The sequence below is a fragment of the Microbulbifer maximicatervae (SeqCode) genome (genome assembly GCF_052467225.1).
The window spans coordinates 2513101-2540047 of the sequence record NZ_CP174303.1 but is presented as its reverse complement, the minus strand read 5'-3'; the positions used below and the strand labels follow the sequence as shown (position 1 = coordinate 2540047).

Annotated in this window: 24 protein-coding genes; 10 read left to right on the top strand and 14 right to left on the bottom strand. The window is 45.7% G+C overall.

What is annotated here, in order from left to right:
• Window positions 1-127: 127 nt before the first annotated feature.
• From ACJJIZ_RS11245 to ACJJIZ_RS11235, 3 genes are all read right to left on the bottom strand, one after another.
• Window positions 128-934 (bottom strand): right-handed parallel beta-helix repeat-containing protein, encoded by an 807-nt coding sequence (locus ACJJIZ_RS11245; RefSeq protein ID WP_444913426.1) that lies wholly within the window; start codon window positions 932-934, stop codon window positions 128-130.
• A gap of 315 nt (window positions 935-1249) precedes the next feature.
• Window positions 1250-2023 (bottom strand): class I SAM-dependent methyltransferase, encoded by a 774-nt coding sequence (locus ACJJIZ_RS11240; protein ID WP_444913425.1) that lies wholly within the window; start codon window positions 2021-2023, stop codon window positions 1250-1252.
• A 271-nt stretch (window positions 2024-2294) separates the two neighbouring features.
• Window positions 2295-2684, bottom strand: a complete 390-nt coding sequence (locus tag ACJJIZ_RS11235; RefSeq protein ID WP_444913424.1) for a winged helix-turn-helix transcriptional regulator — start codon at window positions 2682-2684, stop codon at window positions 2295-2297.
• Between the two features lie 143 nt (window positions 2685-2827).
• Here ACJJIZ_RS11235 and ACJJIZ_RS11230 point away from each other — a divergent pair, with 143 nt between their 5' ends.
• Window positions 2828-3751 (top strand): alpha/beta fold hydrolase, encoded by a 924-nt coding sequence (locus ACJJIZ_RS11230; protein WP_444913423.1) that lies wholly within the window; start codon window positions 2828-2830, stop codon window positions 3749-3751.
• 130 nt (window positions 3752-3881) lie between these two features.
• Here the strand turns inward: ACJJIZ_RS11230 and ACJJIZ_RS11225 are convergent, their stop codons facing one another.
• From ACJJIZ_RS11225 to ACJJIZ_RS11210, 4 genes are all read right to left on the bottom strand, one after another.
• Window positions 3882-4805, bottom strand: coding sequence for a DMT family transporter (locus tag ACJJIZ_RS11225; protein WP_444913422.1), 924 nt, complete (start codon window positions 4803-4805; stop codon window positions 3882-3884).
• A 144-nt stretch (window positions 4806-4949) separates the two neighbouring features.
• Window positions 4950-5873, bottom strand: coding sequence for a haloalkane dehalogenase (locus ACJJIZ_RS11220; RefSeq protein ID WP_444913421.1), 924 nt, complete (start codon window positions 5871-5873; stop codon window positions 4950-4952).
• A gap of 506 nt (window positions 5874-6379) precedes the next feature.
• Window positions 6380-6991, bottom strand: a complete 612-nt coding sequence (locus tag ACJJIZ_RS11215; protein ID WP_413665282.1) for a CHAP domain-containing protein — start codon at window positions 6989-6991, stop codon at window positions 6380-6382.
• A gap of 468 nt (window positions 6992-7459) precedes the next feature.
• Window positions 7460-9742, bottom strand: coding sequence for a TonB-dependent receptor (locus tag ACJJIZ_RS11210; RefSeq protein ID WP_444913420.1), 2283 nt, complete (start codon window positions 9740-9742; stop codon window positions 7460-7462).
• A gap of 386 nt (window positions 9743-10128) precedes the next feature.
• Between ACJJIZ_RS11210 and ACJJIZ_RS11205 the strand changes: the two genes are divergently transcribed.
• The 6 genes from ACJJIZ_RS11205 to ACJJIZ_RS11180 all read left to right on the top strand — a co-directional run bounded on the left by ACJJIZ_RS11205 (window position 10129) and on the right by ACJJIZ_RS11180 (window position 15384).
• Window positions 10129-10485, top strand: a complete 357-nt coding sequence (locus ACJJIZ_RS11205) for a hypothetical protein (protein ID WP_444913419.1) — start codon at window positions 10129-10131, stop codon at window positions 10483-10485.
• A 366-nt stretch (window positions 10486-10851) separates the two neighbouring features.
• The gene (locus ACJJIZ_RS11200) at window positions 10852-11139 is read left to right on the top strand and encodes a phytanoyl-CoA dioxygenase family protein (protein WP_444916170.1); all 288 of its coding nucleotides are present in this window, start codon (window positions 10852-10854) and stop codon (window positions 11137-11139) included.
• Between the two features lie 253 nt (window positions 11140-11392).
• Window positions 11393-11737 carry an ArsR/SmtB family transcription factor gene (locus ACJJIZ_RS11195; RefSeq protein WP_444905674.1) on the top strand — a complete coding sequence of 115 codons (345 nt, stop codon included), beginning with the start codon at window positions 11393-11395 and terminating at the stop codon, window positions 11735-11737.
• A 286-nt stretch (window positions 11738-12023) separates the two neighbouring features.
• Complete coding sequence (locus ACJJIZ_RS11190) at window positions 12024-13457, top strand: hypothetical protein (RefSeq protein ID WP_444916169.1); 1434 nt, start codon at window positions 12024-12026, stop codon at window positions 13455-13457.
• A 178-nt stretch (window positions 13458-13635) separates the two neighbouring features.
• Window positions 13636-13896, top strand: coding sequence for a hypothetical protein (locus tag ACJJIZ_RS11185; RefSeq protein WP_444905675.1), 261 nt, complete (start codon window positions 13636-13638; stop codon window positions 13894-13896).
• Between the two features lie 270 nt (window positions 13897-14166).
• Window positions 14167-15384, top strand: coding sequence for a phytanoyl-CoA dioxygenase family protein (locus ACJJIZ_RS11180; protein ID WP_444905676.1), 1218 nt, complete (start codon window positions 14167-14169; stop codon window positions 15382-15384).
• A gap of 8 nt (window positions 15385-15392) precedes the next feature.
• Here ACJJIZ_RS11180 and ACJJIZ_RS11175 read toward each other — a convergent pair whose 3' ends face one another.
• Window positions 15393-16469 (bottom strand): FAD-dependent oxidoreductase, encoded by a 1077-nt coding sequence (locus tag ACJJIZ_RS11175; protein ID WP_444916168.1) that lies wholly within the window; start codon window positions 16467-16469, stop codon window positions 15393-15395.
• Between the two features lie 63 nt (window positions 16470-16532).
• On the opposite strand from ACJJIZ_RS11175, the gene ACJJIZ_RS11170 reads away from it, so the two are divergent.
• The 3 genes from ACJJIZ_RS11170 to ACJJIZ_RS11160 all read left to right on the top strand — a co-directional run bounded on the left by ACJJIZ_RS11170 (window position 16533) and on the right by ACJJIZ_RS11160 (window position 18465).
• The gene (locus ACJJIZ_RS11170) at window positions 16533-17228 is read left to right on the top strand and encodes a LysE family translocator (RefSeq protein ID WP_444916167.1); all 696 of its coding nucleotides are present in this window, start codon (window positions 16533-16535) and stop codon (window positions 17226-17228) included.
• 87 nt (window positions 17229-17315) lie between these two features.
• Window positions 17316-18062 carry a metallophosphoesterase family protein gene (locus tag ACJJIZ_RS11165; protein ID WP_444916166.1) on the top strand — a complete coding sequence of 249 codons (747 nt, stop codon included), beginning with the start codon at window positions 17316-17318 and terminating at the stop codon, window positions 18060-18062.
• 46 nt (window positions 18063-18108) lie between these two features.
• Window positions 18109-18465: a DUF4870 domain-containing protein gene (locus ACJJIZ_RS11160; protein WP_444905680.1), complete on the top strand. Its 357-nt coding sequence runs from the start codon at window positions 18109-18111 to the stop codon at window positions 18463-18465.
• Window positions 18466-18570: 105 nt separating this feature from the next.
• Here the strand turns inward: ACJJIZ_RS11160 and ACJJIZ_RS11155 are convergent, their stop codons facing one another.
• The 6 genes from ACJJIZ_RS11155 to ACJJIZ_RS11130 all read right to left on the bottom strand — a co-directional run bounded on the left by ACJJIZ_RS11155 (window position 18571) and on the right by ACJJIZ_RS11130 (window position 26923).
• Entirely contained in the window at window positions 18571-19341 is a 771-nt protein-coding gene (locus ACJJIZ_RS11155; protein ID WP_444905681.1) for a zinc-dependent metalloprotease family protein, read from the bottom strand.
• Window positions 19342-19573: 232 nt separating this feature from the next.
• Window positions 19574-20251, bottom strand: coding sequence for a protease inhibitor BamI-like protein (locus ACJJIZ_RS11150; RefSeq protein WP_444905682.1), 678 nt, complete (start codon window positions 20249-20251; stop codon window positions 19574-19576).
• A 612-nt stretch (window positions 20252-20863) separates the two neighbouring features.
• A complete protein-coding gene (locus ACJJIZ_RS11145) occupies window positions 20864-21811 on the bottom strand; it encodes a hypothetical protein (protein WP_444916165.1) in 948 nt (315 codons plus the stop codon).
• A gap of 284 nt (window positions 21812-22095) precedes the next feature.
• The gene (cobN, locus tag ACJJIZ_RS11140; RefSeq protein ID WP_444916164.1) at window positions 22096-26037 is read right to left on the bottom strand and encodes a cobaltochelatase subunit CobN; all 3942 of its coding nucleotides are present in this window, start codon (window positions 26035-26037) and stop codon (window positions 22096-22098) included.
• 2 nt (window positions 26038-26039) lie between these two features.
• Window positions 26040-26393: a DUF2149 domain-containing protein gene (locus ACJJIZ_RS11135; RefSeq protein WP_444905685.1), complete on the bottom strand. Its 354-nt coding sequence runs from the start codon at window positions 26391-26393 to the stop codon at window positions 26040-26042.
• Entirely contained in the window at window positions 26393-26923 is a 531-nt protein-coding gene (locus ACJJIZ_RS11130; RefSeq protein ID WP_413665263.1) for a MotA/TolQ/ExbB proton channel family protein, read from the bottom strand. The genes ACJJIZ_RS11135 and ACJJIZ_RS11130 overlap by 1 nt, the downstream gene beginning before the upstream one ends.
• Window positions 26924-26947: the final 24 nt, after the last annotated feature.

The following is a 26947-nucleotide window of genomic DNA, read 5'->3' as shown; positions in this document are numbered from 1 at the left end:
GATACTACATTACCACATAATGTATCAGTGAAATTTAATCCTTATAGACAACAAGCAAATAGTTGAGCGGATACGAATTGAACACAGGCTCACCCAGTTTACTTTAAGGTGAGCCTTGCAAAAAGCCTTAATTTAAACAACTGGGATTAGCAGTAGTAAAAGTGTTTCCACGCCAGACATTAATATTACTACATGCATTTGCATTTAGATCCTCCAAGTCAAAATCAGTATTTCCCTTGGATGTGTTGTTGAGAATAAAGTTAAAAAACTGATTAGCTGCTTCCATATAGATACCCACTGAACCATTCATCTCAGAGGTGTTCTGGCTATAATTCCCAAAGTTGGAATCAGCAATATAGATCCCATATCGATTATTATCATATATATAATTTTGGGCTAAACTTGGAGCATCACCATCCAACTGAATCCCATCTAGTAAGTTACTTTCGATAATATTTGAGATCAAGGTATTTCTTAGCCCCGTAACTAATATGCCAGTATTACCATTACCATTAGCACTTGAATTAGTAATTAGATTGAAGTCGCTCGATACCGCCAACCCTACAAAGTCATTATTGTTAGCAGAAATATTTGTGACATTATGAAATCCATCACCAGCCAATCTAACGCCCGTCTGGCAGAATGATATAGTACCTGCGCCCTCCAAATACCCCACAAGACCGACAACATCTATGCCTATTGCAGAATTATTGTCACAAGAAATGGTATGACCATTCATATCCAGGCCACCAGTTGGGCCAACAATGGTTATCGCGATATTATCTGTACATACCAAATCATCATCCAAAACTTCTCGGGTGTTAATGGTATCACCACAATCAACCGCCGATGCAAGCCCGGATATTAGCAAGCAAAAAGCACCTGCAAATATAGATAAAGCACACTTCATACCTTGTAATTGCCATATAGCCATCTTACTACCCTCTATAAAATCAGTTAATAATGACCTTCTCCTGAACAGAGTGTGATCCAGCTTGCTAAAAGGGCTATAAGAAATTTCTCTTAAAGAAATGGCCACTAAGTGTGGCGTATACATATCTATTAATGAGAAATAGTGGCTATCTGTGCCACTTACCTAAAATGCTAGAAAGCAGTGTTAGATATGGAGCCAGCGAACCTATACATGGCGCAATTAAGGGATTGGCACGAATTATCCGCCTTTATCCTTCCCCATAAAGGACTCTGCACAAATCTACCGCCAGCCTCATTACTATTATTGCACTTTATCTCAAGCAGCTTTGACACCTTTAATAGTATAAATCAGCGGAATCTCATGCCCTTTAAAAGACAGGTAGTATTTCCCCTTCTCACGTTCCACCATGCCATCAAAACAGTTGTAAGGACTATACGGGTATTCTTTTAGTTGAGTGATTTGAATACCATATTTTAATAATGCACTCACAACATCGCTAATCGGATGCGACCAGGTGGCTAGGGTAGACTTGTCACCCCGATCATTCTCTGTATAGGTACCCTGCTCTTCAATATCTGGATCGGCTCGATGAAAATATGTATAACCAGAGAAAATATCATAAAATGGATGAAATTCTGCGATGTAGAAAGTCCCCCCCGGCTTTAAGCATTGAGCAACAACTGATGCCCACCGCTCGATATCCGGCAACCAACAGAGTGCACCGTAGGAAGTAAAGACGATATCAAATTCTTTATTATTTGACTCTCCAAAACTGTAGATATCATTGCAGATAAACTCTCCATGTAAACCTGAACGGTCAGAAAGAGCCTGTGCTTCAGTAATGGCTACAGAAGAAATATCAACTCCCGTCACCTTCGCCCCCAATCGAGCCCAAGATAAAGTATCCAATCCAAAATGGCACTGTAAGTGGAGTAAACTTTTTCCAGACACACTACCTATATCTGAAAGCTCGACTTCATTTAAAGTAGATTTTCCGCTTAGAAACCCATCAATATTATAAAATTCAGACTTCACATGAATACGGGTGCGGCTATCCCAGGAGTGTCGGTTAATTTCAAAAAAATCCATGACTCACCTTCTAATTACTTATATTTATCGATTCTATTTAATTATCAAGGGTAAGAAATTTAAATTTACTTGTAAGTCCTATTCCGTTATGCCTCAAGTTCAAGAAAACTAAGATTGCCAATCATTCTAACTATATATTTACAGTAATGCTTCAGCTACAAAAGGCTCTATTGAACTAAATTGCAAGTACAAATCATGATTTACTATAAAGCAGGCTAAGAATCTTTGAGAAAAGCTCTAAATGGGGACAATAGAAGATAGAATCCTTAATCTACGATTGATTATCCTCATCATATCTTAGGCGCGCTTTACGAATCTCGGGATGATGTTCATCTGCCCAAGAGACTAACTTCCACACAGCTGCAGATAACCCCCTTCCCAGGTCAGTTAATTCATACTCCACTTTAACTGGAACCTGCGCAAAGACAGTACGGAGTACAAAACCATCGCGCTCTAAGTCGCGCAGGGTTTGCGTCAACATTCGCTGTGAAATCCCTTCAATGCGCGACTTCAGGGAGTTGAATCGATCTGGACCATCAACAAGGGCAAACAATATCAGGATGGACCACTTGTCACCAATTTGAGCTACCACATTGCGAACGGGACATTCATCATCATTCACAAACACGCGTCTCTCACTATTTTTATTCTGCTTCCCCACCCTTCCACTCCATAGGTTATCAAAAAGTAACTTAACCACTTAATAGTGCCTTATTGGCAACCAACTCTCAAGTGAGTAACCTAGTATAAATAAGTAACTTAACCCGAAATCACCTATAGACCCATATAGATATATACCCTGTTATGACCCAAGCTCTCTTAAACAAGGCCCTCACCCAATACGCCTCCAATAGACCCTCAACCGCTGACGATATATTTACACCGCAGTTTGTCTCTGTAGGGAAATTTAACATTCGCTTTCTTCGCAAGGAAAAACCTCAGGCTCCCAGCCTACTACTGCTGAATGGTCTACCCCAAAGTATTCGCATGTGGGAGTCATCCATTGAAGCATTTAGTGAAAAGTTTGATGTGCTAGCCTTTGATATCCCAGGATTTGGCTTATCAAAAGCAGAGGAAGGAGATATGTCTCCAAGCAGCCTGAGCGAAGCCCTTGTTCAAATAATGAACCATTTTGGCATCAAGCAGGCCCACCTGGTAGGGCCGGATGTGGGTGTGCCTATTGCTTTAGCGGCCGTTATTAACCACCCTCAACGATTCTTGAGTCTCAATATCTTTGACGGCCCAGGCACCTTCCCTCCAAAACTCTCTCCTATTCTTATGGCCGTTGTCAGATCTCGAATGGTTCGCTGGATAGCAAAAGGCTTAAACAAGAAGTCAGTAATGAAAACCAACTTCCTGACTGCCGTCAAAGACGGCTATCACAACTACAAACCCAGCAAACGAGCTATCCAAGAGTACTATGACATAGCCTTTAATAGTGATAGTCACAAGTGCGCCATCAGTTTCTTTGGAAGCTATTCGAAAGAGCTTCCATGGATTGAGAGAAAACTAAATGGTATTAATGTTCCGACATTGATCACTTGGGGCAAGAGAGATCCATTTGTTTTAGTGGATAATGCGACTGCCTTATCCAAGCATATCCCCAATAGTAAGCTAGTTATATTTGATAACGCATCTCACTTCTCATCGGAAGATGCTGGACAAGAGTATGTTGACTTGATAATCAATTGGGTAGATGGCGGCTTCCTTGAGCATCGTGACGCATGAGTTTTTAAATATTCTAAGAACAGATACCTAATCACTAACTGAATTCAAGGTGGCGTTAAACAATTTCGCCACCGATATATTAATGGGGCTCAACTACCATCATTAGAGCGCCCTTTATCAAATTGGTTTTTTAACTCATTAACTTTGACTCTGATTCAGCATCATCCTTCCCCTTTTTGGCCTTAATCTGTGAATCACCAATCAATGCGCGGCCTAGGTCTGAAGCATAAAATCCCGCAGCCAATATTACGAAGGCGCCAAATAATGTAATTCCATCAGGCAGATCTCCGAAGATTACAAAGCCAATAACAATAGCCCAAAATAGTAAAGCGTAACTAAAGGGCTGCAAAATAGAAGCTGGAGTAAGTGCCAGTGCCTTAATCAGTAAATAGTGGCCCATTGCACCTAAGAGCCCATTTAAAATCAACAATTGCCACCCTGATACTGTCGGCTCTACCCAATAAAATGGTGCTAAGCTTCCAAAAATAATAAGACCCATGGTCGCGGTATAGAAAACGGTTGTATCGGCACTATCAAAGTGTGAAACACGGCGTGAAAGCACTTGATATGCGGCCCATAGGATAGCTCCCAAGATGGGGATCAAGGTTTGCCAACCCATCATTCCCATTCCAGGCCTAATGATAATAAGGGCACCTATAAATCCAGCCGTAACACTTACCCAGCTCCTTGTATCTATCCTCTCCCCTAAAAACCATCCAGCCATTAATATTGCGAATAATGGAGCGGTCGCAGCTATAGCATGCACATCAGCCAAAGACATCATACTAAAAGCAAAAATAAATACTGACACCTCAAGAGCGAGAACAATAGAGCGAGCTAATTGAGTGCCAAATATTTCACTTCGCACTATATCCAAGCTCCCTTTGAGTCTTGCCAAGCTTATAACGATGAAGAAAAATATCGCGAAACGAATCGCCATTATTTGAACGATAGAATAGTTCTGAACGAGTAGCTTACCTGTTGCATCCATACCAGCCAAACAGAGCATTGCCAAAATAGTCAGAATAATTCCACGACTGTCTTTAAACTTCACTTTAAACTCTCTAATAAAGACTACAGATTCTATAAACAGAGCCACCGATTATAAATTAGTTATGAAATGTAAGAGCAGTCTGAATGCCTTGGGCTACCTGAGAATAGAAGCCGGAATATAACTTATCCCGGCACTAGTACGCCCTTAATTTTCAGTTACTGTAGAGGAAAGCTTGAAGTGACTGAGCGCCTTTTCAGCAATTTCTTTACCATATTCCTGCACAAAGTGGCCCGCCTCCGCTAGTTTGAGAGGCTCTGGGCAGTTTTTGATGGTTCCCCTCAGCAACTCCATCACTTTCTCACCAAGTACAAAGTCCCTCATTCCAATCGCCATAAAGCTCTCACCACCCCAGCTCCTAGACCAGAATTTTCGAGCCCTTACCCCTAGCTCTGCTCCCTCCATATCTGGATCAACCGGTACAATTGACGGGAATCGACGAACGCCAGCCTTATAGCGGTTGTCTGGAAAAGGCGCATCATAGGCTACTATATCGAATAAATTGACCTCAGATTGAGCATCATTGGCAATGAGCCCTCCCACAGGGATTTCAGGTACATTGACAGAGAAGTTCCGCCAGTGGTAGAACCCCTCTGATGCACCATCCCCTGCTGCGATAGCTGTATTCATTACCAGTAATCGGGTAAATCTATCCGGCATATCCATTGGGAGTGTCAATCCCAGAAGTCCACCCCAATCCTGGCAAACCAGCGTAATATTCTTAAGATCCAAATGCTCAATCAAACGCATCAGGCTGTTACGATGGAAGTTAAAAGTGTACACATCTTCATTGACGGGCTTATCTGAGCGGCCAAACCCAAACAAATCTGGAGCAATTACCCGGTGTCCTGCCTCAGCAAAAACTGGGATCATTTTTCTATATAAGTAACCCCAACTGGGCTCCCCATGGAGACAAAGAAAGGTAGTATCCGAATCCTGCTCCCCCTCATCGATATACGCCATACGCATAGAATCATAGCCTTCCAGGCTATCAATATAGTGGGGAGTATACGGAAAACCCGGTAGTAAAGAAAAGCGCTCCTCAGGAGTTCTCAATCGTTCAATAGACATCGGCAACCCTCTTTTAGTTGAAAGTTAAGTTAGCGCCTTGCTTCTGAAAAGCTAGATCAGTGGGAATCCAGAGATCATCCATTGTGGCGCTTTTATCGGTGCTTCAAATCTGAAAAGGTAACTGTAGAAAAATACCTATTATCCTACTAGATAATAAGGATAAATATGCTCCTAAAACATGGCATGATCTCTAATTTTTACATTTAGAAACCTTATTAGGCGCCAGATCACTTAAATTACCTCATAATGCCAATTTGGCAAGTCTGAAACCATTGAGCTAAGTACAACCGACCCTGTCAAAGCCGATTAATCAAACTTCTTACCATTAAAAACATATTAGATGTATTGAGATACCCATCTGGATGTAAGCTGTCTACCAGCAATACATCTCAATTATCAGTGAACTGGAATTGGAGCCTAGGAAAAATTAGGCTACAAAAATCACCGGGAGGCATATATCACTAGAAGAACAATATCTTTCATGACTATGAATCATGGACAACACCTCAATACACTTTACCAAAGCCCGCCAAGATCCAGCCCCTTTTCACTGGAGAATCCATTTCCACCTCCCTCGCGAACAGGGTTTTGGGTGCTGACTCCATGATTTTATATCCCCCATCATCAACATAAGTGACTAAAGCAACATGGGCAATATATCCTTTTTCAGTCTTTCTATAAAAAGCCAGATCCCCCAACTTCGGCTTATAAGATGCTGGCTTCAAAGATTGAATAGACTGGAAATAGGAATATAGATTTCTTGCACGGCGATGGAAAAATGGGTTCTCTGGGTTATTACCATTTCGAGCATCATAAAAATTTGGATTTTTTACAAAACTATCTCTCAATAAGACCTGAAATGAATATCCAGCCATTCCGTAAGCGATATTAGGTACATCACTACAGACAATAAATCCAAGTTTCCCTCCTATATTATTATACATCCCCATCAGTGGATCATAAGGCGTAAACCAAAGAGAATATGCATTATCGACAACCAAATTAACATTTGGAAGGCCATGATGATTGGTAAAACTTCTCTCCCCCTTATAGGTAGAAAAATAGACGAGCAGTGGTATTGCCAAAACAATAACAAGAAAGCCAATAAATTTTTTCATATTACCAAAAATGTACCAACCCAAAATCACCTATACCTATGAAACATTACTAAACTAATAAAAAGTAGGGGAAAAGAGTACAGCTAACAAACCCTTACGCCACTTTAATGCCACTTTTTAGTCCGAACGTCAACATACAGCTAGCAATAGGAATTGGAGTAACTACTCACAACCTAGTAGAACTATCTCCCACTGCCAATTTAAATTTGTATATGAACGTTAAGGTTTCACACCTGCAATGACCTTAGGGCTCTCCACCTCGACTCTAATTTCGCTTCATGAAAGCAGTTTAACCACATACTTTATTGGGGAGCCTCCGGAAGGATTTGGGTTAGACCACAAAGATCGAAGCTTCATTATTTGTATGGATTTGAAAATGGATTGTAGTTAAATTTTTCAGGCAATAAAAAAGCCGCACGCTGGAGAAGTGTGCGGCAAAGCTTGGAAGCCTATGGGAGAGGCATGAGGTTAAAAATCGTACGCGAAGCTAAGCTTGATATTGCGCGGTAAGATGTAGCGGACATTAGACGCTAGCGGATCGCGGGGATCACCTTCGGTGATACCATCTTCATCAGTTAAGTTGTCCACAGCCAACTGGACAGTAATATCATTGATATAAGCCACCGCACCCAGGTCAACTTTTGTATAGGCTGGCAAAGTTACTTCATTGTTGCTTCCATTAAAGCGATCACCCACCCGACTGATATCGGTATACACAGCCATATCAATGTCATTCAGTGTGAAATCATAATTCTGGCTCAGGCGCACCTGGTATTCAGGCTGACGCATAACCTGGTTGCCTTCATATTCACCACTCGTGATTTCTGGCTTTTGCAGGGTAGTATTTAACCCAAAGGTGAAATCTCCCCAGTGAACTTTACCGTCCAATTCGAGACCAAGCGCCTCTGTCTCCAAACGAGTACAGGTACTGCTGCCGATGATACAGTCAGGCATACCCTGGGTTTCGTTGTAGAACAGCGTCGCAAAGAGGGAGTAATCTTGCTCCTGTAATTTATAACCCAGTTCGTATTGCTCAATGTCGATCACAAGATCAGACCCAGCAATGAAGCTGTCACCAAACTCTCGATAGTTGTCAAAGTCTGCGAATTTATAACCGGAGTTTATACGGAAGAATGTGCCCATATTTTCGGCAAATGCCCAGTCCACTGCCGCAGTGTAGGCAGTACCATTTTCGTCTGCTTTATAGGTGGTAAAATTACCGTCACGTTCGCCATGATCCACGGAGTAATTGGTTTTCCGGTTTGCGGAACGCACTCCCAGATCGAAAGTGAAATCTCCTAAGTAAAACTCGCCGGCAAGGTAAAGCGCGTTTTCACGGGCATCACCCACAGCATCCACATCATATTTCCAGTCACAAGTTGAGATATCGGCGGATGTATTACAGGCAAGGTCTCCTGTGAGCTCAGAGCCATCTGCAGCTCCTGTGATCAGCTCCCCATCTTGACCCAATACATAGTATTTCTGGTTACCCAGGGACCACCATTCATCAACTTCCCAGCTAGAGGTGTAATAACCGGCAGTTACCTTAAAGTTATCCCACTCTTTTGCCAGGCTAATGTCATTTGTCGTAGCCTCGATATCTTTGCGTACTACCCAGGCACCAAACTGCTGTACCACAGTATCGCCACTAAGTTCGTTTCCAGAGGCGGTTACTACTGCTTGGTCAGTAAGAGAATTTAGCGATACGGGCGCACCATTAGGAACAAAACCCAAAGTATCAGCGTTACCTGCGGTAAGTCCAAAGCGTTCGGTGAGACTCCAGCCATCGCCTAGGTCTAGCTCCAGATAAGCACCGGCTACATTACCATTCCACCCGCGCCCTTCGCCCATATCGAAAGTTTCCCAGGTAGTTTCTGAGCCGCCATTACCGTCAGCCTGAGTGATAGGTACAGAAACCTTGCGATTACTGGGGCCTACCTGGGTGTAATCTGTTTCCAGAAATGCAGCATTGGGCAAATACCAGGTACCAGTATCTTTTGTATCCCGGATGTAAAAACCCGCTTTGCCGTTATCCATCTCTTTGGTGATGTGCAGGGTAAATTGATGCCCTTCTTCCGCATCAAAACCCGCATCACGAATGCCAGGGGAGGAAGATACGTAGCCTCCAACCATGTAGTACACATCATCCGAAACCTTACCGGTCATCACGGCATCGGTCCGCTGCAGATCATAGTCAGATAAAGTGTACTTAAATCGCCCCTCAGTCTCTTCAGTACCTTCTTTTAAGATAAAGTTGGTAGTCAGACCTGGCTGGCCATTGGAGAAAACCGGATTGGGTCCACCGCGCAGAGCTTCCACTCGCTGAATAGTTTCATCGACACGAAATAGAGAAGAGTTTTCTAAAAATGAGAGTGTTGGCGCTGGATACAGAGGCAATCCGTTCATGGATACCGTGACAAAGGGTGCATCACTACCGCCAGGGAAACCGCGAACATCGATATTTGCCCCAGAAACACCGCCAGAGCTCTCAACCCACAGGCCTGGAACGGACTTCAACAGGTCTGCAGTACTTGAAGGAGAGGCTTTGCTAATCTCATCATCACTTAAAGTTGTGATAGAAAAGCTGGCATCCAGCTTACGCATGCCTGCACCGCCAGGGGTGCCTGTTGTGATGACTTCCTCCATCACCATATCGTTTTCAGGGCTAATTTCTTGGGCTGCGGCATAGCCGCAAAGACCAACGGAGAGCGCGGCCATGGATACGGCCTGCGCCAATGGTTTCTTGCTCATCAACTCTTCCCTCTCGTCGTCATTCTTATCTGTTCTGATACTTCGGTGCTATTTTTATAAAGCTTTATGCAATCGATTGCATAAAGAGTTGCTAAACGCTACTTGATGCACCGTGCTTTAACTATAATGTGCAAATGCAATCGATTGCAAATTGAATTGATGGATAGATTTGAGTGACTAGTCATCCGTAAGGCCATCGCAGATCAAGATTTGAGGGGTAGGGGCAGATTTTCTGCCATTGATAGAAGATCATATTTGGAAACTACACCCGGATGCTCTTAGATTTAGTATGTAGGGCTGTCCAAATGTGGCGCCAAATTATTGATTCTAGAAGCATTCGACGACGAGTGGTTCCATGTAAGTGCCAAGCGGCCAGGAGAGTTATCGTGGAAAAAGGCAAGTGCCAACAGGCGAAGCATCACTCACATACCCATAATAGCCACTGTGGCCACACAGCCATTCGCCACAGGGACCATATCTGCTACCTCCATGACGGCCACCTACACCATCCCCACAAAGACCACTACGACGAACACGCCTTGGAAATAAGCACCCAAAACCCGGAGGGCTGCCACCCTGTTAAAGGGGGCTACGACAGCTCCCATGTCCATGGCAAAAACTGTGGCCATGAGCAGGTTCCCCACGGAGATCATGTTGACTACCTGGTTAACGGGCGACTTCACCATGTTCATGGTGATCACTGTGATGACCATGGGCCTGTCGAGCTAGCTAAACATCAGTAAGCCTGCTAGCCAAAACTTGGCGAGGCCAAGCTTTATAGCAATCCAAAGTTATCTGGGCGCCGATCACATAAGCTGAGATTTTATTTCTACTGACGGCGCCCTTTCATGTGCAGATCACGTTTTAGCCGCTATCTATGCCTATGCCATTAAATAAACTTCTTCGAAGTTGAGCCTCAGATCAATTCATTAACACTAAAGACTTTTGCATTACAAACTCTTGAAATAAAAATCTCTGGGCAACCTAAATGAAAGCCCCACGAAGAGAAAGAAAAGTACATTGGCCAACCTGTTTTCTAGTGCTGAAGACGAGAAGGAGTTGCCAAGCAATTCCTTTTTGGTGAGTTCTTTCAAAAAGCGGCCATCCTTTTGATCAACACAAGGGGCATTATTGAGGAAGTTCTCTTTGGTGATCTGGAGGTAAAAGACCTGGAAGTGAAAGCCGGCAAATGCCTTATTTTCTCACCCCTAAATATGCACACATCCTTTGCAAACACATCACAAGATAAATCTCGATTTTCGTTTGCCAGGAGGTATACAGCTAATCACGTAAAAGTTGCTCCTTATGGCAAAGACAACATTTCAACTATGGAGGACTTGCTGGAATTCACATTGCAATTTTCAGGTGTTTGGCAAAGATTCTTACGACTACAATGAAATCCTGGATGATGATGAAGATGATGAGTCTACTTCAGAATAGCTATTCCCCCTCTGCTATGGGGCAATTAGCAGGAAATCATTATTTCGGTAAGTTTGGTAATATAGTTTAAAGAAATATAAGTAATGCAGCTTCCTCTCAATACCCTAAACAACTAGTAGCAGCACTAGCTTGAGCAGTCGTCCACACGACACTTTATCTTTAGCACTAAACTGTATATATTTCGACAAATATAGAACTTATGACCAAATCATGATGGAAATCGAAGAAGTAGCCAAATCGCTCAAAGAGCTGGGACACCCAACCCGCTTGTTGATCTACAAAAAAGTAGTCAAAGCCGGACTACCGGGTATTCCTGTAGGCAACATCCAGGAGCAATTAGATATCCCCGGATCAACCCTCTCCCACCATATTTCCAGTCTGATTTCGGCAGGATTAATTTTCCAGCGACGCGAGAGCCGCACCCTCTACTGCGTAGCCGAATATCAGCACTTGACTGAGGTTATTCAGTTTTTACAAGATGAATGCTGCCACGATGATTTCAATACACCGATAAAGTGTCCTGATATCAAGTGTGCGGTACCGGATCAGCACTGAACAATGTCGCTCTTGCTTCGGGCGCCCCCTATCGATGGAGCGTCCGAACTTTCTTCTCTTCACCCCGATGGATACATTTAGGCCCTAAATTCTGCTTCAAGCACCGCTAGAATGACCATTTACAGAAATAGCCAGCTTTAGTTGGCTCCCTTCCCTTGATACCTTTCTTGGATACCTCGGAAATAACTCGAACACACACCTTTACTTAACACTTATATTTCCATTATTCTAGAAATATCATATAATCTGAGTTGTGCCCCCCAGCATACAAAGGCCAGTGGAAACCATGAAAAAGAGCCATCCAAACGCCATTCAGGCAGCCAATGAAGCGGTAGAGTGGGGGCTTGCCCATGGCCTGGCTTTCAAATCTAGTCGTGGCTCAGCGAGCCATGTTCCTTTTAGCCTTACCCCAAGTACTATCGCCCTGGAACGGTTTGAGACGTTAAAGAAAGCAGTACCCCTATTGGGAAAGCTGATCCATCAAGTCTCAGAAGATCACCAATTTCTTCACGAAGCTATCAGGCCTGTTGCACATGGAGACCCGTTTTTCGGTGCCTTACTCGCCATGCATGGTCAAATAAAAAATGCGCCCCGCCTCCCCCTCCTGATTATGAGAAGTGACTTTATGGACGATGAGAGCCAGGGACCAAAGCTCATTGAGTTCAATGGAATCGCAGCAGGAATGGGGCCCTTTGGGCAGCGTATTTACGAGTTGCACCAATTCATCCGCTCGCAAAGTCCTGAGACCTATTCCGATTGGTCCAATACTTCGAACGGCCAACCTATAGAGAACCCAGCAATTGAGCGACTCTCCCAAGGCCTTGCCGATGCGACAAGAGCCATCAAAAGCGAGTTTGGAGATGGTGGCAGCCCAACATTTCTAATGGTGATACAGGAGCATGAAGACAATGTCTTCGACCAACACCTTCTTGAATATGCCTTAGCTGAAAAAGGCATTCGTACGGTACGAAAGACCTTTCGTGAACTCAAAGCGGGCCTGGTAACAGGCCCCAACAATAGGCTCTTGCTGCAAGGAGTAGGCCCTGTAGATTGCGTGTATTTACGAGCCGGCTACAACTACTGTGATTATGTCGCCAAAGACCTGGATAGCGAGCGCTGCTGTGAAACACTGATGCAATCGCGAATTTTGCTTGAGAGCCATCGGATCGCAATTAATGCAACCGTAAGCCAACAACTGGCTACCAGCAAGCGTGTACAAATGATCCTTTCGTCCATGTCAGTAGAAATGCTAACCGGGTTCAATGTATCCCAGGATGAAGCGGTTTTAATCAAGTCATTACTTGGCGACATGCAACCAATTTCATCAGAAACGATAGAATGGTTCGGTCAGCAGAACGCCTCTAAGTGGGTGCTCAAAAATCAGGGAGAAGGCGGCGGGCACTGTGTCTTTGGCCAGGATATCAAGCTGAAACTCAAACAGCTCTCAGTAGACGAATACCCTGCCTGGGCACTAATGCCACGCTTGAGCCCGCCCCCTAGAAGCAACCCCGCCCTGGTAGTCAGAGACTCTGAATTATATTTAGTAGGCGATTTAATCAGTGAAATAGGTATGTTTACGGTTCATTTCAATGGTCAACCAGCTACTTCAGAACAAGGTTTTGCCGGCTACTTAGTTCGAAGTAAATCCTCTCAGGAAATGGAGGGTGGCGTGCATAGTGGCAAGGGCGTTTTAGATTCACTGATATTCAATATCGCATGACAACATCACAAGCATTCCGTAAAAGGATCTCTTGGCACCATAAATCACACTTCAAAGCGGATGAAAATACATTAACAAAACCTATTATGGCTATTCGTTACATGATATAGATCATATTGTAGAGGCGCCTAAGGTCCTTGCTCTAATGATAGAACCAAACCACCACTCATGTAGCTCGATGAAAGCACATGGCGCTGAGGAACTATCCCATCATAATAAGGGATTTTATATTGCTGGTATTAAATCCTATGGTCGGGCACCTACTTTCCTAATGCTGACGGGATATGAGCAGGTTCGCTCTATTGCAGATGAGCTGGCAGGAAATTATCAAGCTGCTCGCAGGCTGGAGTTGAATTTTCTTGGGGATGACACCAGTATCTGCCAGAAAAATGAAAACCGTGTTTGCGCTAAAGAATCAGCAGCATCAAACTGCTGCTAGTAACACAGAATGCCCCAACAGGTCCTAAATTTGGCAATCAATAATCCTAGCAATTGATTACCAAGACCTGGGCCAATAATACCCCCCTTTCTCCCATAGATCATGTCGTCTTCCTCGACCTAGGATACACTCCAAACTATTGCGCCAACAGGCGGTTCAGTAATTGCCTAGTATTAATGAACGAATAATGACACCTAAAACAGGTTCATGACAGATTCAATATTGACCCCAAATTTTGCCTGACAACCTCTTAATCGCAGGAATAAATCGGTGAGCGATACACTAAAAAAAATGTTCAGAGGAATGAGCAACCTGGCGGACACTGCTAATTTTCCAATCTCAAATATTCAGCACCTCAAAATATTAGCTGGAGTCACAACAATACTACTTTATCGAGTATTCATCCTACCCTGGCAGAAAACTAAAAAACAAAAGCTATTAGAAACACTTGATCAGCTAAAAGACTTAAAGATAAACCTACCAAGAAAATGGTCAAATGCAGGGGGAGATGACAACTTTTTTCTCAGCGATGGAGACCTCTCGTTTTTTGAGCAGAATGGATATCTCCCCCCTTTCCAAGCAATTGACAAAAAGGGGGCCGAACAACTGAAGGTACTGGCCCTAGAGGAGTACGACAGTGATTTCCAGGGTACTTGTTATTTGGGGCAGCATATTCCCCAAATAGAGAAGAAACATGGACGCTGGTCAATAGACTATGCGGGATTGTACCAAGCACTGCGACTTAAGCCATTTCGGGAGTTGATCCGAAAGCCCCAAATATCCCAACGTCTCGCCAGCCTTCTCGGACATGAAGTTTTGTGTTGGCGCAGCCAGTTCTTTCATAAATTACCAGGAACCGACGAAACCCCTTGGCACCAAAATGCAACTTTTAGAGAGGCCGGGAAATATGCGAAGTTACAACCTACTCAAGAAACTTCTCCAGCAATAATCCAACTAAATGCTTGGGTTGCTCTCACAGATTCCACCCCCGAAAATGGATGTTTGCGGATACTGGCAGGCTCCTTTACCGACGCCAGGATCGACTATCTTTATAATTTTACGCCCAATAACAAGATATTCTACTTATCCTTACTACCCCTGTCGCCAGTTTATCTATACCACGCAGTAAAGGTCGCTTTTTATGGAAGGACGTTTAACAAAAGTGCTCTTGTCCTATTTACTGCTCTTAAGTTGATTGGAGAAGATTTCTTTGACCAGTTCGAAGTAAAGGATATTAAGATGAAGGCTGGAGAGTGCTTGATTTTCTCATCATTAAACATGCATGCCTCATACCCAAACAGCAGTAAGACTCAAGGGCGATTTTCCTTTGTAGCAAGATGCACTGCTAACCACGTAAAAGTAGCCCCTTATGGCAAGGACATGTATTCAACTGACGAGGGTTTAATTGAATATGATATTCCCGACGTCAGCACTTTCCAGGTCTACGGCAATGATACCTATGGCTACAACAAAATCCTTAAGGAATAACCAACCTCTTAGAGCTTTGTCAGGTTTTGGATATAGGCATGTCGCACTACAGGGAAAGTTACAATAAGCTTTGCCAGAATACGAACCAACTCTATATTCACCCAGGCATTTGAACTAATAATTCGTCTAATAATTTCTGTCTTCCGGATAGTCGCCGCGCCTATTTTATGCCTCTCATCAGAATAACTATCTACTGTGCCGTTTATAATGGCATCAACCGCAGCTATCGCATCGGCAATACCCAGGTTCATACCTTTACCACCTACCGGAGAATGGCAGTGAGCGGCATCTCCCACTAAAAGTACGCGCTGGGAGCGATAACTTTTCGCCTGGCGAATGGAAATTTGAAAACTACCGGAGCGGCGGATATTACTGATGTTTAACGGTTGATGTAAGGCTGCTAATGCATCTGGCTGGGTAGCAACTACTCTTAATCGCTGCTTCCCCATGGGCAAAACAATAGTAAATTGATTGCCGGGCTTCTGAATATCTACACTAATCAAGTCAGGGTCACACTCCCCCTCTGTGTCCACATCAGCAACCCCCCAAGGTTGTGGCAAATCTATACCCGGAAAGGGAATGCCCAGCTTTTCACGAATAGTTGAATGAACTCCGTCAGCAGCAATTAACCAGTCAAAGCATTCGACACTACCGTCAGACAGGGTGACTTCCACTCTGCGCTCGCTAGAGTCCACCTCAGTAGCGGCAATACCGTATTCAACTACAACACCCTGCGTGAGCAGAGCGTCCTTCAAGATCTCCTCAGTGCGATATTGCGGCAGCCCAAAGCCCACATACTCTTTATACGCATCGCCCCGGTTATCCAAAAACAACAGCGGCCTACCCGCTTGAAGATATTGAACTTTGCAGAGTCGCATCGCCTCAGAGACCAAGTTATCTGAAACGCCCACCTTAAGAAGGCGCCTGATGGTGCAGGGAAAAATACCGACTGCCCGAGAGAGTTCACTGGGCTTGGTACGGCGTTCAACTATTCGGCATTTGATTCCATAGAATGACAAAGCACAAGCTGCCGCCAACCCCGTTGGACCCGCACCAACCACTAACACCCGGTCTATATGGCTCACTGGTACCATTGCACCCTGTCGTAGAACTCACTTTTATTGTAGAAGCCTGGGAAAAAGCAAGGCATGGCCATCATAGAAGTAAACTCACCTGCTGTGATAAAATCGCAATTTCAGGGCACCCCTCATATGATCGACCTCAGTATTTTACCCGCCTTCTTGATCGTAGCGGTTGTTCTAGCGGCCTCCCCTGGTCCTGACCTACTGTTAATATCTGCTTACTCTTCGGCTCGCGGATTTACTGCAGGAGCAATGATCTCATTGGGCATTTTTACTGCCGGGATGGTGCAAACGGCGCTAGTTGCTCTCGGACTCGGACATATCATGCAGACGATGCCTCTGGTAGCACTGGTAGTAAAACTGGTAGGCGCCGTATATTTAATTTGGCTTGGATTGTCACTCCTTCGCAACTGGCGCTCAAATAGAGTGACACAAAATAACCAACCAGATACCGTGGTTCTGCCGGCAACACAGCTGATCGCCCGGGGCTTACTCAACAACCTAATGAACCCCAAAGCCCTACTTTTCTTTAGCCTTTTCCTGCCTCAATTTACCGTATCATCCCAAGCAATCACGCCCCAAATCCTTGTATTGGGCGTACTCTTAAGCATTACAGCGCTGGCTTTTAACACCCTGGTATCCCTATCGTTTAGCAAGCTGGGAAAATCTCTTGCTACACAGGCCAATATTCAGCGGCACCTGGATGGTTTTCTTGGAGTTATTTTCCTCGGCTTGGCCTCTCGCCTGGCTTTTGACCGCTGATTTTTTATAGTTTTATGGACGACAGGAAGCTTTCTGTGAAAATATAGCGGCAGTCAAAGTACTTTCAGCAGTCCAGCGGAGAGCTCAATGCGAATAGCGGTCCTGTCTGACATCCATAGCAATGTTTATGCCCTCGATGCCATTGTTGCTGATCTAAAAAAGAGAGGCGCCGATCTAACGGTGAACCTGGGTGATATTTTATATGGCCCTATTGCGCCACGACTCACCTATGAACGCTTAATGGAGCAAGGTTACACGACAATTCGCGGTAATCAGGACCGGCAAATATATGAAGCCACATCTACCGAAATAGAAAGCAACCCAACCCTGCAATTTATTCTGAAAGACCTTGGTGTTAAACCACTATTATGGATGAAGCAGTTACCACCCAGCTTACAAATCACCGATGAAGTCTTTCTTTGCCATGGAACACCCAGTAGTGACCTCATATATCTGCTGGAAGATACCAGCAGCGGCCGCCCCCAGATACGTTCCAACCATGAAATCCTCAACCTCCTTGGAAAGATTTCCTCAAAAGTCATTCTATGTGGGCATACACATCAACCACGCTGTATCTCTGTCAGTAGTGGCCAGCTGGTCTTAAATCCAGGCAGCGCTGGGCTACCTGCTTATACTGACAGTGAACCGCAACCCCATATTATGGAAACCTTTAGCCCCCATGCGAGTTACGCCCTGATAGAGAGAAGCAAAAATGGAGCCTGGAGCGCAGAATTTTTTAAGGTAAGTTATGACACAGATAAAGCTGCCCGAGCTGCTATTGCGCAAGGGAGAGATGACTGGGGTTTTTATCTGTCAACCGGAAGAGCCAGCTAGGTAAGTCAGCTTACACAGGACATTGGATCAAAAGGAAAGTCGCTAAATGGAAGATTATCGCCCTTGGGATATGGAACTAAATACCTTCATAATGCTGCTTCATCTAAGTCAATTGGCTTGGATCGTAATTCCTGGTGCTGGTTTTGTTTTACCCATTATTATGTGGGCAACAACAAGGGACCGCTCTCAAGAAATCGATAAACACGGCAAGATGATATTTAACTGGATGTTAAGCCTGCTTATCTATTCTATAATTTCCGTCATAATGATATTTTTTGTTATCGGTATTTTGGGGCTGATTGCATTAGCAATAATCAATGTTATATTTATTGTGATTGGTGCAATCCGGGCCAATGAAGGCCTATTCTGGCGCTACCCACTCAGTATTCGGTTTTTTGGTTAATTAATTAACCGTTCTTTTCAGATGGAAAATCGGGAGAGCACCTCCCGATTTCCCTTGGCTATAAGCCAGTAATCTCTACAATTACTTTCAGCAAATTAGTGCCGATTAGTAGTAACCAGAGAGATCATCAGTGATAGGACCGAGAGCACGGTAAGCGTTTGAAACGTCTACGCCGTTTGAGCGCTCACCACAGGCCAAGCCACCACACTCGTACCAGTCAGGATCAGAGAACCAATCGTACTGGGTAACGTTTTCGCCGTATCTCCAAGGGTAAGCCATGATGGTAGAGAACTTGTTGTCTACACCGTGACCCATACCGTAAGAGTAAACGCCACCAGAGGTATCACCCTGCTTGGTTGAGTGAACCAGACCCATATTGTGGCCCAGCTCGTGAACGAAGGTGTTATAACCACAGTCAACGCCAGTTACGCTGTAAGCACGCTCTTTTGCGCTGGAGTACATGGTGCCATTGCTACCCTGTCCAACCCAGGCAATACCACAGGTAATGTAAGTATTGCCGTCGATTACGGTTTCTTCAGCTTTACCCAGGAAAACCACCATATCCGCCTTTTCAGAGGATCGCCAGTTATTCACAGTGTTGTGGAAGGTAATCAGGTCCAGGGTCTCTTCGTTTACACGAAAATCTGAACTGGAAGCTTGCCAGGTGTCTACCAGGTTCAACTGGATATCAACACCATTCCTTGAAAAGGAATTGTTGGCATAGCTGATATAGTTATCGATTTTGGCTGAGATATCACCGGTATACTCCGCAGCTGGTGCAGTGTACATAATAGCGATATCGACAGTATCGGCACTCGCAGCGCCAGAAACGGTCAGTGCTGCAATAGCAGCAGCCAGGCTTTTCTTCAGGTTCATTATAAGACTCCTTTTATTATAATAAGTAGTGCACACTCCTCCCCCAGCAATTAAATAAAATTGCTGCCCAAAGGAGTAACAATACGCTTTTAATACCCTGACTCGATCAAAAAGCTATCCCTAGCCTTTTAACCGCCTGAGGAGACGAGCCCCCGGTATCTGCAGGATTTTCTTGGGCCTTCCTTTGCCTGACTATTAACTCAAAGCATAATTACCTTGAATCAATTTCTTCTTATTTGAAGTCGTTTAGCGGAACATCGTCATCCGACCAGGTCTTTTCACGAGGTGCTTCCGAGGACATATCCTTATCGTGTTTCTCTACGTGGTTTTTAATTAATGCACCATTAGGCGCTATCCACGCATAACTACCCTGAGCTTCCATAGTATATGATCCGGAAGGTAAGTTTAGTTGTGCATAAACAGAATTTGCTCCGAGCGTAAAAGTTGCGCCATGCAGGCGAGTCATCCCCGGAAAATTTAATTGTAGGCTTTTGTTGCCGCTGGCATGCTCTTCGATACTGCCAACCTGAGCATCGTAATCACCTTCAATACCTGGCAAGTCAATGTCGACGTAATCACCAACAGTGAGATTCCGGAGCATATCAATATCCAGCTCGAGATAGGTTTCACCATTGAGATCTACGGGTAGGCGACCATTTTCATGAAGAGCTTCCCTGGCCAGCTCTGACTCAACCCAAAGTGCTTTTTCTTCATCACTTTCGAGGAGCTCCTCTTCACCCACCTGAACCTCCTCAGGTTTAAGCGGCTCTGCTTTTTGAGCAGATTTACTGATAGCTGGCTTGGGCTTTTCTAGCTCAGCGACTGGTTTTTGACCTTCAGATTGGCTTTTGGCCCAAACGAAATACCCTGCTGCCACTGCAATGGCGACGAGAGGAATTATTTTTCTCACAAGCTTTTCTCTCAAAATAATGCTACGTGCAACGGCAAAGCACGTCCTATCGACAGCTTAACCAGCCCTACCTCATGTTGGCATCTTTACGATTCTTAACATTCGATATTTAGTTGAGACGATCGATCCTAATTATCACGCAGCTTTTTTTTGGGAAATTTTTCACATAATTTTCATAAAAATTGAACAGAATCTAAATTATTTTTCAAAACTGTGGGGAACGTCGGAATTAAAGCAGACATATTTCACGAAAACCCTTTTTACACCAAATTAGTTCAAGCCAAATACCAGTGGCGAGATTCCCCCAAATACGATCAGGAGTCACCTACAAAAAACCAAAAAATAAGTTTCACAAGAAACAAATTTGGTAGATTTTTAAGCAGAATTAATAATTTCAGTGTACGAAAGGCAATAGAAGAAAAAAGTTGAAGCTCAAATTTCTATTCCATTTTGGAATGGAATTTTCTGTGAGAAAAAGTGAATATAAGGACAAACTGGAAAATCGTAACTAGGCAGGCAATTCAGACAATCTATTTATTCTTGGCTGGGTAGAGATAAAGCTGTGCGCAGTGACTTCAACGCACAGCAATTAATTGGCCAATGACGACACTGTTACTCAACTCGATAGCGCAACAACACCAAATTATCCAGGACTATGTTTTTTGACCAGATAAATTTAGCTCCACTGCCATAAAACTGTTCCCGAAAATTCATATACGCGTTTTTATTGTCCACACCTATCTGCTGCTCCGAGTACTCTGTCGCATAAGGCCAAGAAAGATAGCGATCGTCGACTTTCCAATTTTTCGGAATATCCCAGTGCAGAGAATAGACTTGTGCACCTGGTTTTGGGGGCCTCTCAGCACAGTCCGAGGAGGTTCGCTCTTCTCCCCGCTCTTTCAAGCACCCCAAATCATAAATAGGTGCTGTATAAAAAGTTTGTGCATGCCACTTTGAATTCGTCTTGGTACCATCTGAAAAGCTTGCAATAAAGCCACCGTCACCGGCATGGGTGCGGACACCTCTGTTACTCTCTGTGCCTTCCCCTAAGTTCTCCTCCCAGTCAACCGCTTTTACAGCGATATCGTAGGGTCTCTTCACCCTGAACTTAACCACACTGGAGTTAAACGGCGTAAATGGAACCGGATCAACAGCAACTAACTTGCCATTGATATATAGCTCAAAATAATTGTCAGCAAAGATATAACCGGTAACCACCTCACCTTCTTTGTCGATATCGACCACCGGTACCTTTGTAAGATCAATATCATCCAATGAGGATGGAGTGACCCCAGAGCACTGGTTATAGAGATCCGCAGCAAAGTACCGCTTGCTGTAATTCACTTCAGCCGGAACGGTAAAGGCTTTGCCCTCTACCTGCTTCACCCCCATTGGCGACAACCGGGAGCGACCGGAAGCACAGGAAAACAGGTTCTCCGTTTCTACTTTGGCAGAACCCCCAGCCACCGCCCCATTGCTCGAGTAAGGGTTTTCCAGAGACCAGGCATTTGCCGTAATCGATATAAGGCCCAGGAAGGCCGCCTGATATCGTTTTCCCATCGTTCCAACCTCCTTTCAAGAGACAGCTTTAGTCAGAAGCTCACCAAGCTGTAGCCCTATTAATCTGACAAGCTGCAAGCTTAATGATTTACAAAGTAATCAAAATGCACTTTTCACCTTCTATATAGAAAGCTAACACAGTAAGAGAGTAATAGTTGCCGGGGTCAACAATTCTTAACCCAGTAGCCGAGGCAGCTTTAAGATTATTTACACGAAAGGGGTAAAACAGAGGGGGGTTAACGGCACCCGGCCTTAAGCAGATCGGGTGCCGTTAAAGAAGGGCATTAAGCGGGCTTGGTTCGCACCCACTTATGATCAAAGAAACCGCTGACAAAGCCAGCCAACACTATAGCCATCAACAGTAGCCATATCAGCTTTTCCGGCTTATCACTGGGAGTCGGCTCTGCAACCTGCTCCAGCTTCTGGCCACTGACCTGTTGCGCAGCATTGGCGCTGCTAACCTGAGGGTTATCCAATACCTGGGCATTGGCCAGGGCCGCAAGGCCGAACCCTAGTGCCTGCTGATTGACGAATTCCTTGAACTTGTCATTGTCGGTAGCCACATCAAACTGATTTGCCAGCTCGGTGTAGGTCTCTACCATTTTCTCCAGGGTTTCAGGCTTCGCATCCCAATACCCCTTGCGCACCGCTTCCAGCATTCGCTCCAACATCTGGGCCAGGGCCTCGGCATTGTGCTCTTCGAAGAATTCGCGCATGTCCATTTCATATTTGTCATCCACGTAGACTTCAAACATTTCCTGCCATTGGTCGTCGCGAATAGTTTCCGGGGTCATTACTTCCCAGCCCCACATATTGTTGACGCGATCCAGGATAGCGGTAGCACCTGCGTAGCCGGAGTCCTGCATCGCCTCAATCCAGCGGGGGTGGAAGTAACGGCTGCGCATTTCCTGGTTAACGAACTCCGCAAGGGTTTGCGCTTTTACGTTATCTTTGCGACGCAAATTGGACACATACATTTCCGGCGTTGCGCCATCCAGATTGCGAACCGCCAGACCGATACCGCCAAAGTATTGGAAGGGATCGTCATTGGTCATCATGGCGTAGAGGTTGGTGGAGCGGGAAAAAATTACCCCATCAGTGCCAGACAGCACCTTGCCGTACAGCTCAACACTGCGCTGATCCTCGCTCCAGCGGGATTCATCTTTGCCATAGGCAAAGCCCATACGGCGCATATAGAGGTCAGCGAGCTTGTCATCCCCCTCCCAACTGTCAGAGGCCAGGCTGGCGGCGGCAAGGCCCGTTCCATAGTTGCCGCTTTCATTGGAGAAGATACGCACCGATGACAAATAGCGAGCATCCTCTTCACTGTTGCCGTCTTCCAACAGTTGCTGTTGCAATGCCTGGCTGTGGCGGTAGACAAAGTTATTGTCTTCTTTCATCTGCGCCACTTTATCGATGGCTTCTGCCAACCACAGCATCACGTTGGGGAAAGCATCCCGATAAAGGCCTGTCGCAGAGATTACGACATCAATACGCGGGCGCTTTAATTCCGAATAGGGAATAACTTCTGTACCGGTAACATTGCCCTGCTGGTTCCACTTTGGTTTTAGGCCCAGGGCGTGCAGGATCTGGGCTTCCAGGGCTCCCTGGTGGCGCATGGTTTCAAGGGACCACAGGGAGAATGCCAACTTGTCCGGGAAGCGGCCGTGCTTTGCATGGTAGTCAGCAATGGTCTGGTCCATCAGCTGTACACCAGCTTCATAGGCTTCCTTCGACGGCACCTTAGCCGGGTTAAAGCCAATCAGGTTGCGGCCGGTGGGCACCGCCTGCGGGTTGCGAATCGGGTCACCCCCATGGCTTACAGGAATATAGTTACCATCGAGTGCCGACATCAGGTTTTCCAGCTCGGCAATTTTGGCAAAGTTATCGGAGTATTCCCGGGCCTGATCCAACTGGGCCTGCAAGGGCTCAGGAACCTGCTCCAGCTCACCGCCCTCCAGGAAGGTATCCAGCAACTGGAACCCCGCCTGCGCTTCCAAAGCCACAACATTGCGCTCGTCCCGGGTTTGCTCTTCCGGCAAACGCAACCCGTGCTCCGCCTCATATTCATCCGCTGCGGTGATAAACCCTTCACCCAACATTTGAAGCATGGTGCTGGTGAGGTGTTCGGTCTTTGGCAACTGACCAAAACGATGGATGCCCAGCGGCTGGCTCATCTCTGCCAATTGACCCAAATGATCCTGCAAGCGGCTCAGTTGGCCATCAAAATCCGCACTTAAGGCTTCAGCACTGATTTCCAGATCCTTGAGCATATTGAGCTCTTCGGCCAGACCGATAATACGCTCTTGAGTATTGGCCCGGGTCTGCCCCTCAGACAATACCAGGTAATTGCCAATTAACTCGGACAACTCAGCCACTTCCGCATATAGGCCTGCTTTCGCAAAGCCTGGGGTCAAGTGGCTGATCATGGTGGCACGGCCGCGGCGCTTGGCCTGCATAGCCTCTCCCACATTATCGATAATGTAGGGGTAGAACACCGGGATATTTCCCAGGGCCAAACTAGGTGCATCGTAAACCGACAGGCCCCGCTCTTTGCCACTGAGCCACTCCTGAGAGCCATGGGTTCCCAGGTGAATATAGGCATCGGCACCAAAGGTTTCCCGCGCATAGAGGTAAACCGCCAGGTAGGCGTGGTTCACCGGGGTTTTCATATCGTGGTAGAGGGAAGAGTGATCCTTGGCATTGTCCGCGCGAACGCCTTGCGGCAACACAATCAAATTGCCAAGGGTCATCCGGGGAATAACAAATGCAGGCTCGCCGTTATGTTCGGCCAACATGGTATTGTCTTCCGGCTTGCCCCAACGCTCTACAATAGGATCCCGTACAGTTGCAGGCAGTTGGTCAAACCAGGCTTGATAGGTGGTCAGTGGCATCCAATCAGCCAGCCCTTTATCGATCAAGGCTGCGCTGTCTTCGCGACGATAATAGGGGCGCAACAACTGCCCGGCCCAATCGATAAGGGTTTTTGAATCCCTGATATGTACCTCATAGCCTCTTTCGCGCATTGCCTGGGCAATCGACTCAATCGAGCTGGGTACATCCAGGAAAGCCGCACCGATATTTTTTTCCCCGGGCGGGTAGTTCCAAATAAACGTTGCCACCTTTTTATTGGTGTTGCTTTGATAAGCGAGGGAGGCGTGATTCCAGGCGCGCTCTATCAAGGCCTGCATCTGTACATCCATCACTACTTTATTGCCGTCTTTACTAGCAGCGATAATCACCGGATCGATACTGCCAGTATCTTCAGGCATTACCAGGAAGAATGGTGTCAGGGATGGAGATACACCGCTGTTATCAGCAAAATATTCTTCTTCGCTGCCCTCGGTGTAATTGAGTGCATGAATAACCGGCACTCCCAACTTCTCAAATTCAGCGCGGCGCTTGCTGACATAGTGCAGGGAGCGGTAATTAATCATCAAGTCAACACGGGTATTGCCGCTTTCGGTTTGCAATAAGTCTGGATAGGAAAGCGGCAAGTCTTCGCCTTCAAAGAAGAAGGCGAAAGCCTTGGCACCTTTAGCCTCAAGACCATTCAACAGGGTGTCGACGACCTGCTGCTGCTCGTAATCCACCACGGAGCGATGGATAGCCACGGCAATCACTGGCTGCTTCTCAGCAGGCTTTAACCAGTCAAAGAAAAATTCCTCTTTGTCGGTGACAAGCTGCTCCAGGCGGGGATGATAAAAACCCACCTTGGGTACGATTATCGGTGCCGGTACTGAGCCACTGGAAAGGTCAAATACCTCTGCCGACAAAAATTGCATCATATGCCGGTAGTTTTTACGGCCCGCATTATTAAAATAAGCGGCAATCGCCCGATGCTCGGACTCTGCCAACCCCTGGTTCATGGACTTATTATCTGCATCCCCCAGGGAAATCACCGGAACTTGCGGATGCTTGGCCAGCATTGGCTGGAACTTGCCAAACATGAAAGCAGAAAGCGCCGGGTTGATGCCATCCAGCATTATCAGTTCAGCGGAAGACCAGGCCAGGTCGATTTCCTCATCGCTTTTACCTTTGCTGTTAAAGATCTCCAGCTCAAAGGGTTGGTCTGCAGAGAGATCAGTCAGCAATGTACCTTTTGCCTTGGCCGTGTGGCTCGACATCATCAAGAGTACTTTGGGTTTATCACTGGCCTGGGCAAAGGTTGCAAAAGCCAAGCTCATCAATAGGCACACAAACTGTGCCCATAGTTTATTACGCACCACTAATTCCCCCCCGAAGCTTTTTCACCGGCGGGAGCTTCTTTACCTTCCCCTTCCGGTACATAAACCAGGCTGCCATCGGCCATCTGGTAAGCCACTCCCGCACGGGTGCCCTCCCCTGAGCCAATTTCCCCGGTGGATTTGTATTGTTTGATTTCCTTACCGTCCTTGACGATCACTTCCATATTGGGTTCGCCGGCATTTTTAATCACCGTGACCTTTTCATTGGAAAAAACGTTCAAGGGGTTTTGCGCAATGGCAATCAGCAGCGCGGCAATAATGACCAAAAACACATCGATCAGGTTCACCGCGCTCAGAATAGGATTCAGTTCTTCATCTTCGTCGAGGAAGCGCATCAGTCGGCCTCCTTCAGCTTGCGGATATTAATAAGCTCAGAGGCAAACCAGCGTTTTTTCACTGAGGCAGGCCAAAAGGTAATCGTGGAGATCACCAAGCCCCAGATCACAGCGGCGAAAGCAATAATCAGGTTTTCACTGATTCCCTGGATATTGCCATCGGCCAGCGCGCGAAGTGCCGGCCCCATGGGAATCATGGTGGCAATCAAACCCAACATGGGCGCGATCCGGGTAGCCATGCGAAGAAGTTCCAGTTTTCTCAACGCAAAAACTTCCAATTCGTCGTCACATGCCAAAGGATTATTCACGTAAAAGTTGTGTACTTGGTAGCCCGGCAGGCGCTCAACCCGACCTTGCTTCAATGCCAACCGATAGGCTCCGGCATTTTTGCGGCGAAGCATCCACAGTGAAATAAAGCGCCCAGCGGCATAAAGCGAGTAGATAAAAAGTACCAGGATCGCCAGTAATACTGGGGCCATAAACAGGTCGGCCACATCCGCCATTAAGGTCTCAATTGATTGAATATTCACTGCAAGCCTCCCAAGCCCCACTAT

Bases quoted from the DNA above. Each gene is read 5' to 3' on its own strand.
- ACJJIZ_RS11245 (WP_444913426.1), bottom strand. From the start codon at position 934: ATGGCTATATGGCAATTACAAGGTATGAAGTGTGCTTTATCTATATTT.
- ACJJIZ_RS11145 (WP_444916165.1), bottom strand. From the start codon at position 21,811: ATGGGAAAACGATATCAGGCGGCCTTCCTGGGCCTTATATCGATTACG.
- ACJJIZ_RS11160 (WP_444905680.1), top strand. From the start codon at position 18,109: ATGGAAGATTATCGCCCTTGGGATATGGAACTAAATACCTTCATAATG.
- ACJJIZ_RS11170 (WP_444916167.1), top strand. From the start codon at position 16,533: ATGGCCATCATAGAAGTAAACTCACCTGCTGTGATAAAATCGCAATTT.
- ACJJIZ_RS11210 (WP_444913420.1), bottom strand. From the start codon at position 9,742: ATGAGCAAGAAACCATTGGCGCAGGCCGTATCCATGGCCGCGCTCTCC.
- ACJJIZ_RS11230 (WP_444913423.1), top strand. From the start codon at position 2,828: ATGACCCAAGCTCTCTTAAACAAGGCCCTCACCCAATACGCCTCCAAT.
- ACJJIZ_RS11220 (WP_444913421.1), bottom strand. From the start codon at position 5,873: ATGTCTATTGAACGATTGAGAACTCCTGAGGAGCGCTTTTCTTTACTA.
- ACJJIZ_RS11165 (WP_444916166.1), top strand. From the start codon at position 17,316: ATGCGAATAGCGGTCCTGTCTGACATCCATAGCAATGTTTATGCCCTC.
- ACJJIZ_RS11135 (WP_444905685.1), bottom strand. From the start codon at position 26,393: ATGCGCTTCCTCGACGAAGATGAAGAACTGAATCCTATTCTGAGCGCG.
- ACJJIZ_RS11195 (WP_444905674.1), top strand. From the start codon at position 11,393: ATGATGGAAATCGAAGAAGTAGCCAAATCGCTCAAAGAGCTGGGACAC.
- ACJJIZ_RS11215 (WP_413665282.1), bottom strand. From the start codon at position 6,991: ATGAAAAAATTTATTGGCTTTCTTGTTATTGTTTTGGCAATACCACTG.
- ACJJIZ_RS11155 (WP_444905681.1), bottom strand. From the start codon at position 19,341: ATGAACCTGAAGAAAAGCCTGGCTGCTGCTATTGCAGCACTGACCGTT.
- ACJJIZ_RS11190 (WP_444916169.1), top strand. From the start codon at position 12,024: ATGAAAAAGAGCCATCCAAACGCCATTCAGGCAGCCAATGAAGCGGTA.
- ACJJIZ_RS11185 (WP_444905675.1), top strand. From the start codon at position 13,636: ATGAAAGCACATGGCGCTGAGGAACTATCCCATCATAATAAGGGATTT.
- ACJJIZ_RS11240 (WP_444913425.1), bottom strand. From the start codon at position 2,023: ATGGATTTTTTTGAAATTAACCGACACTCCTGGGATAGCCGCACCCGT.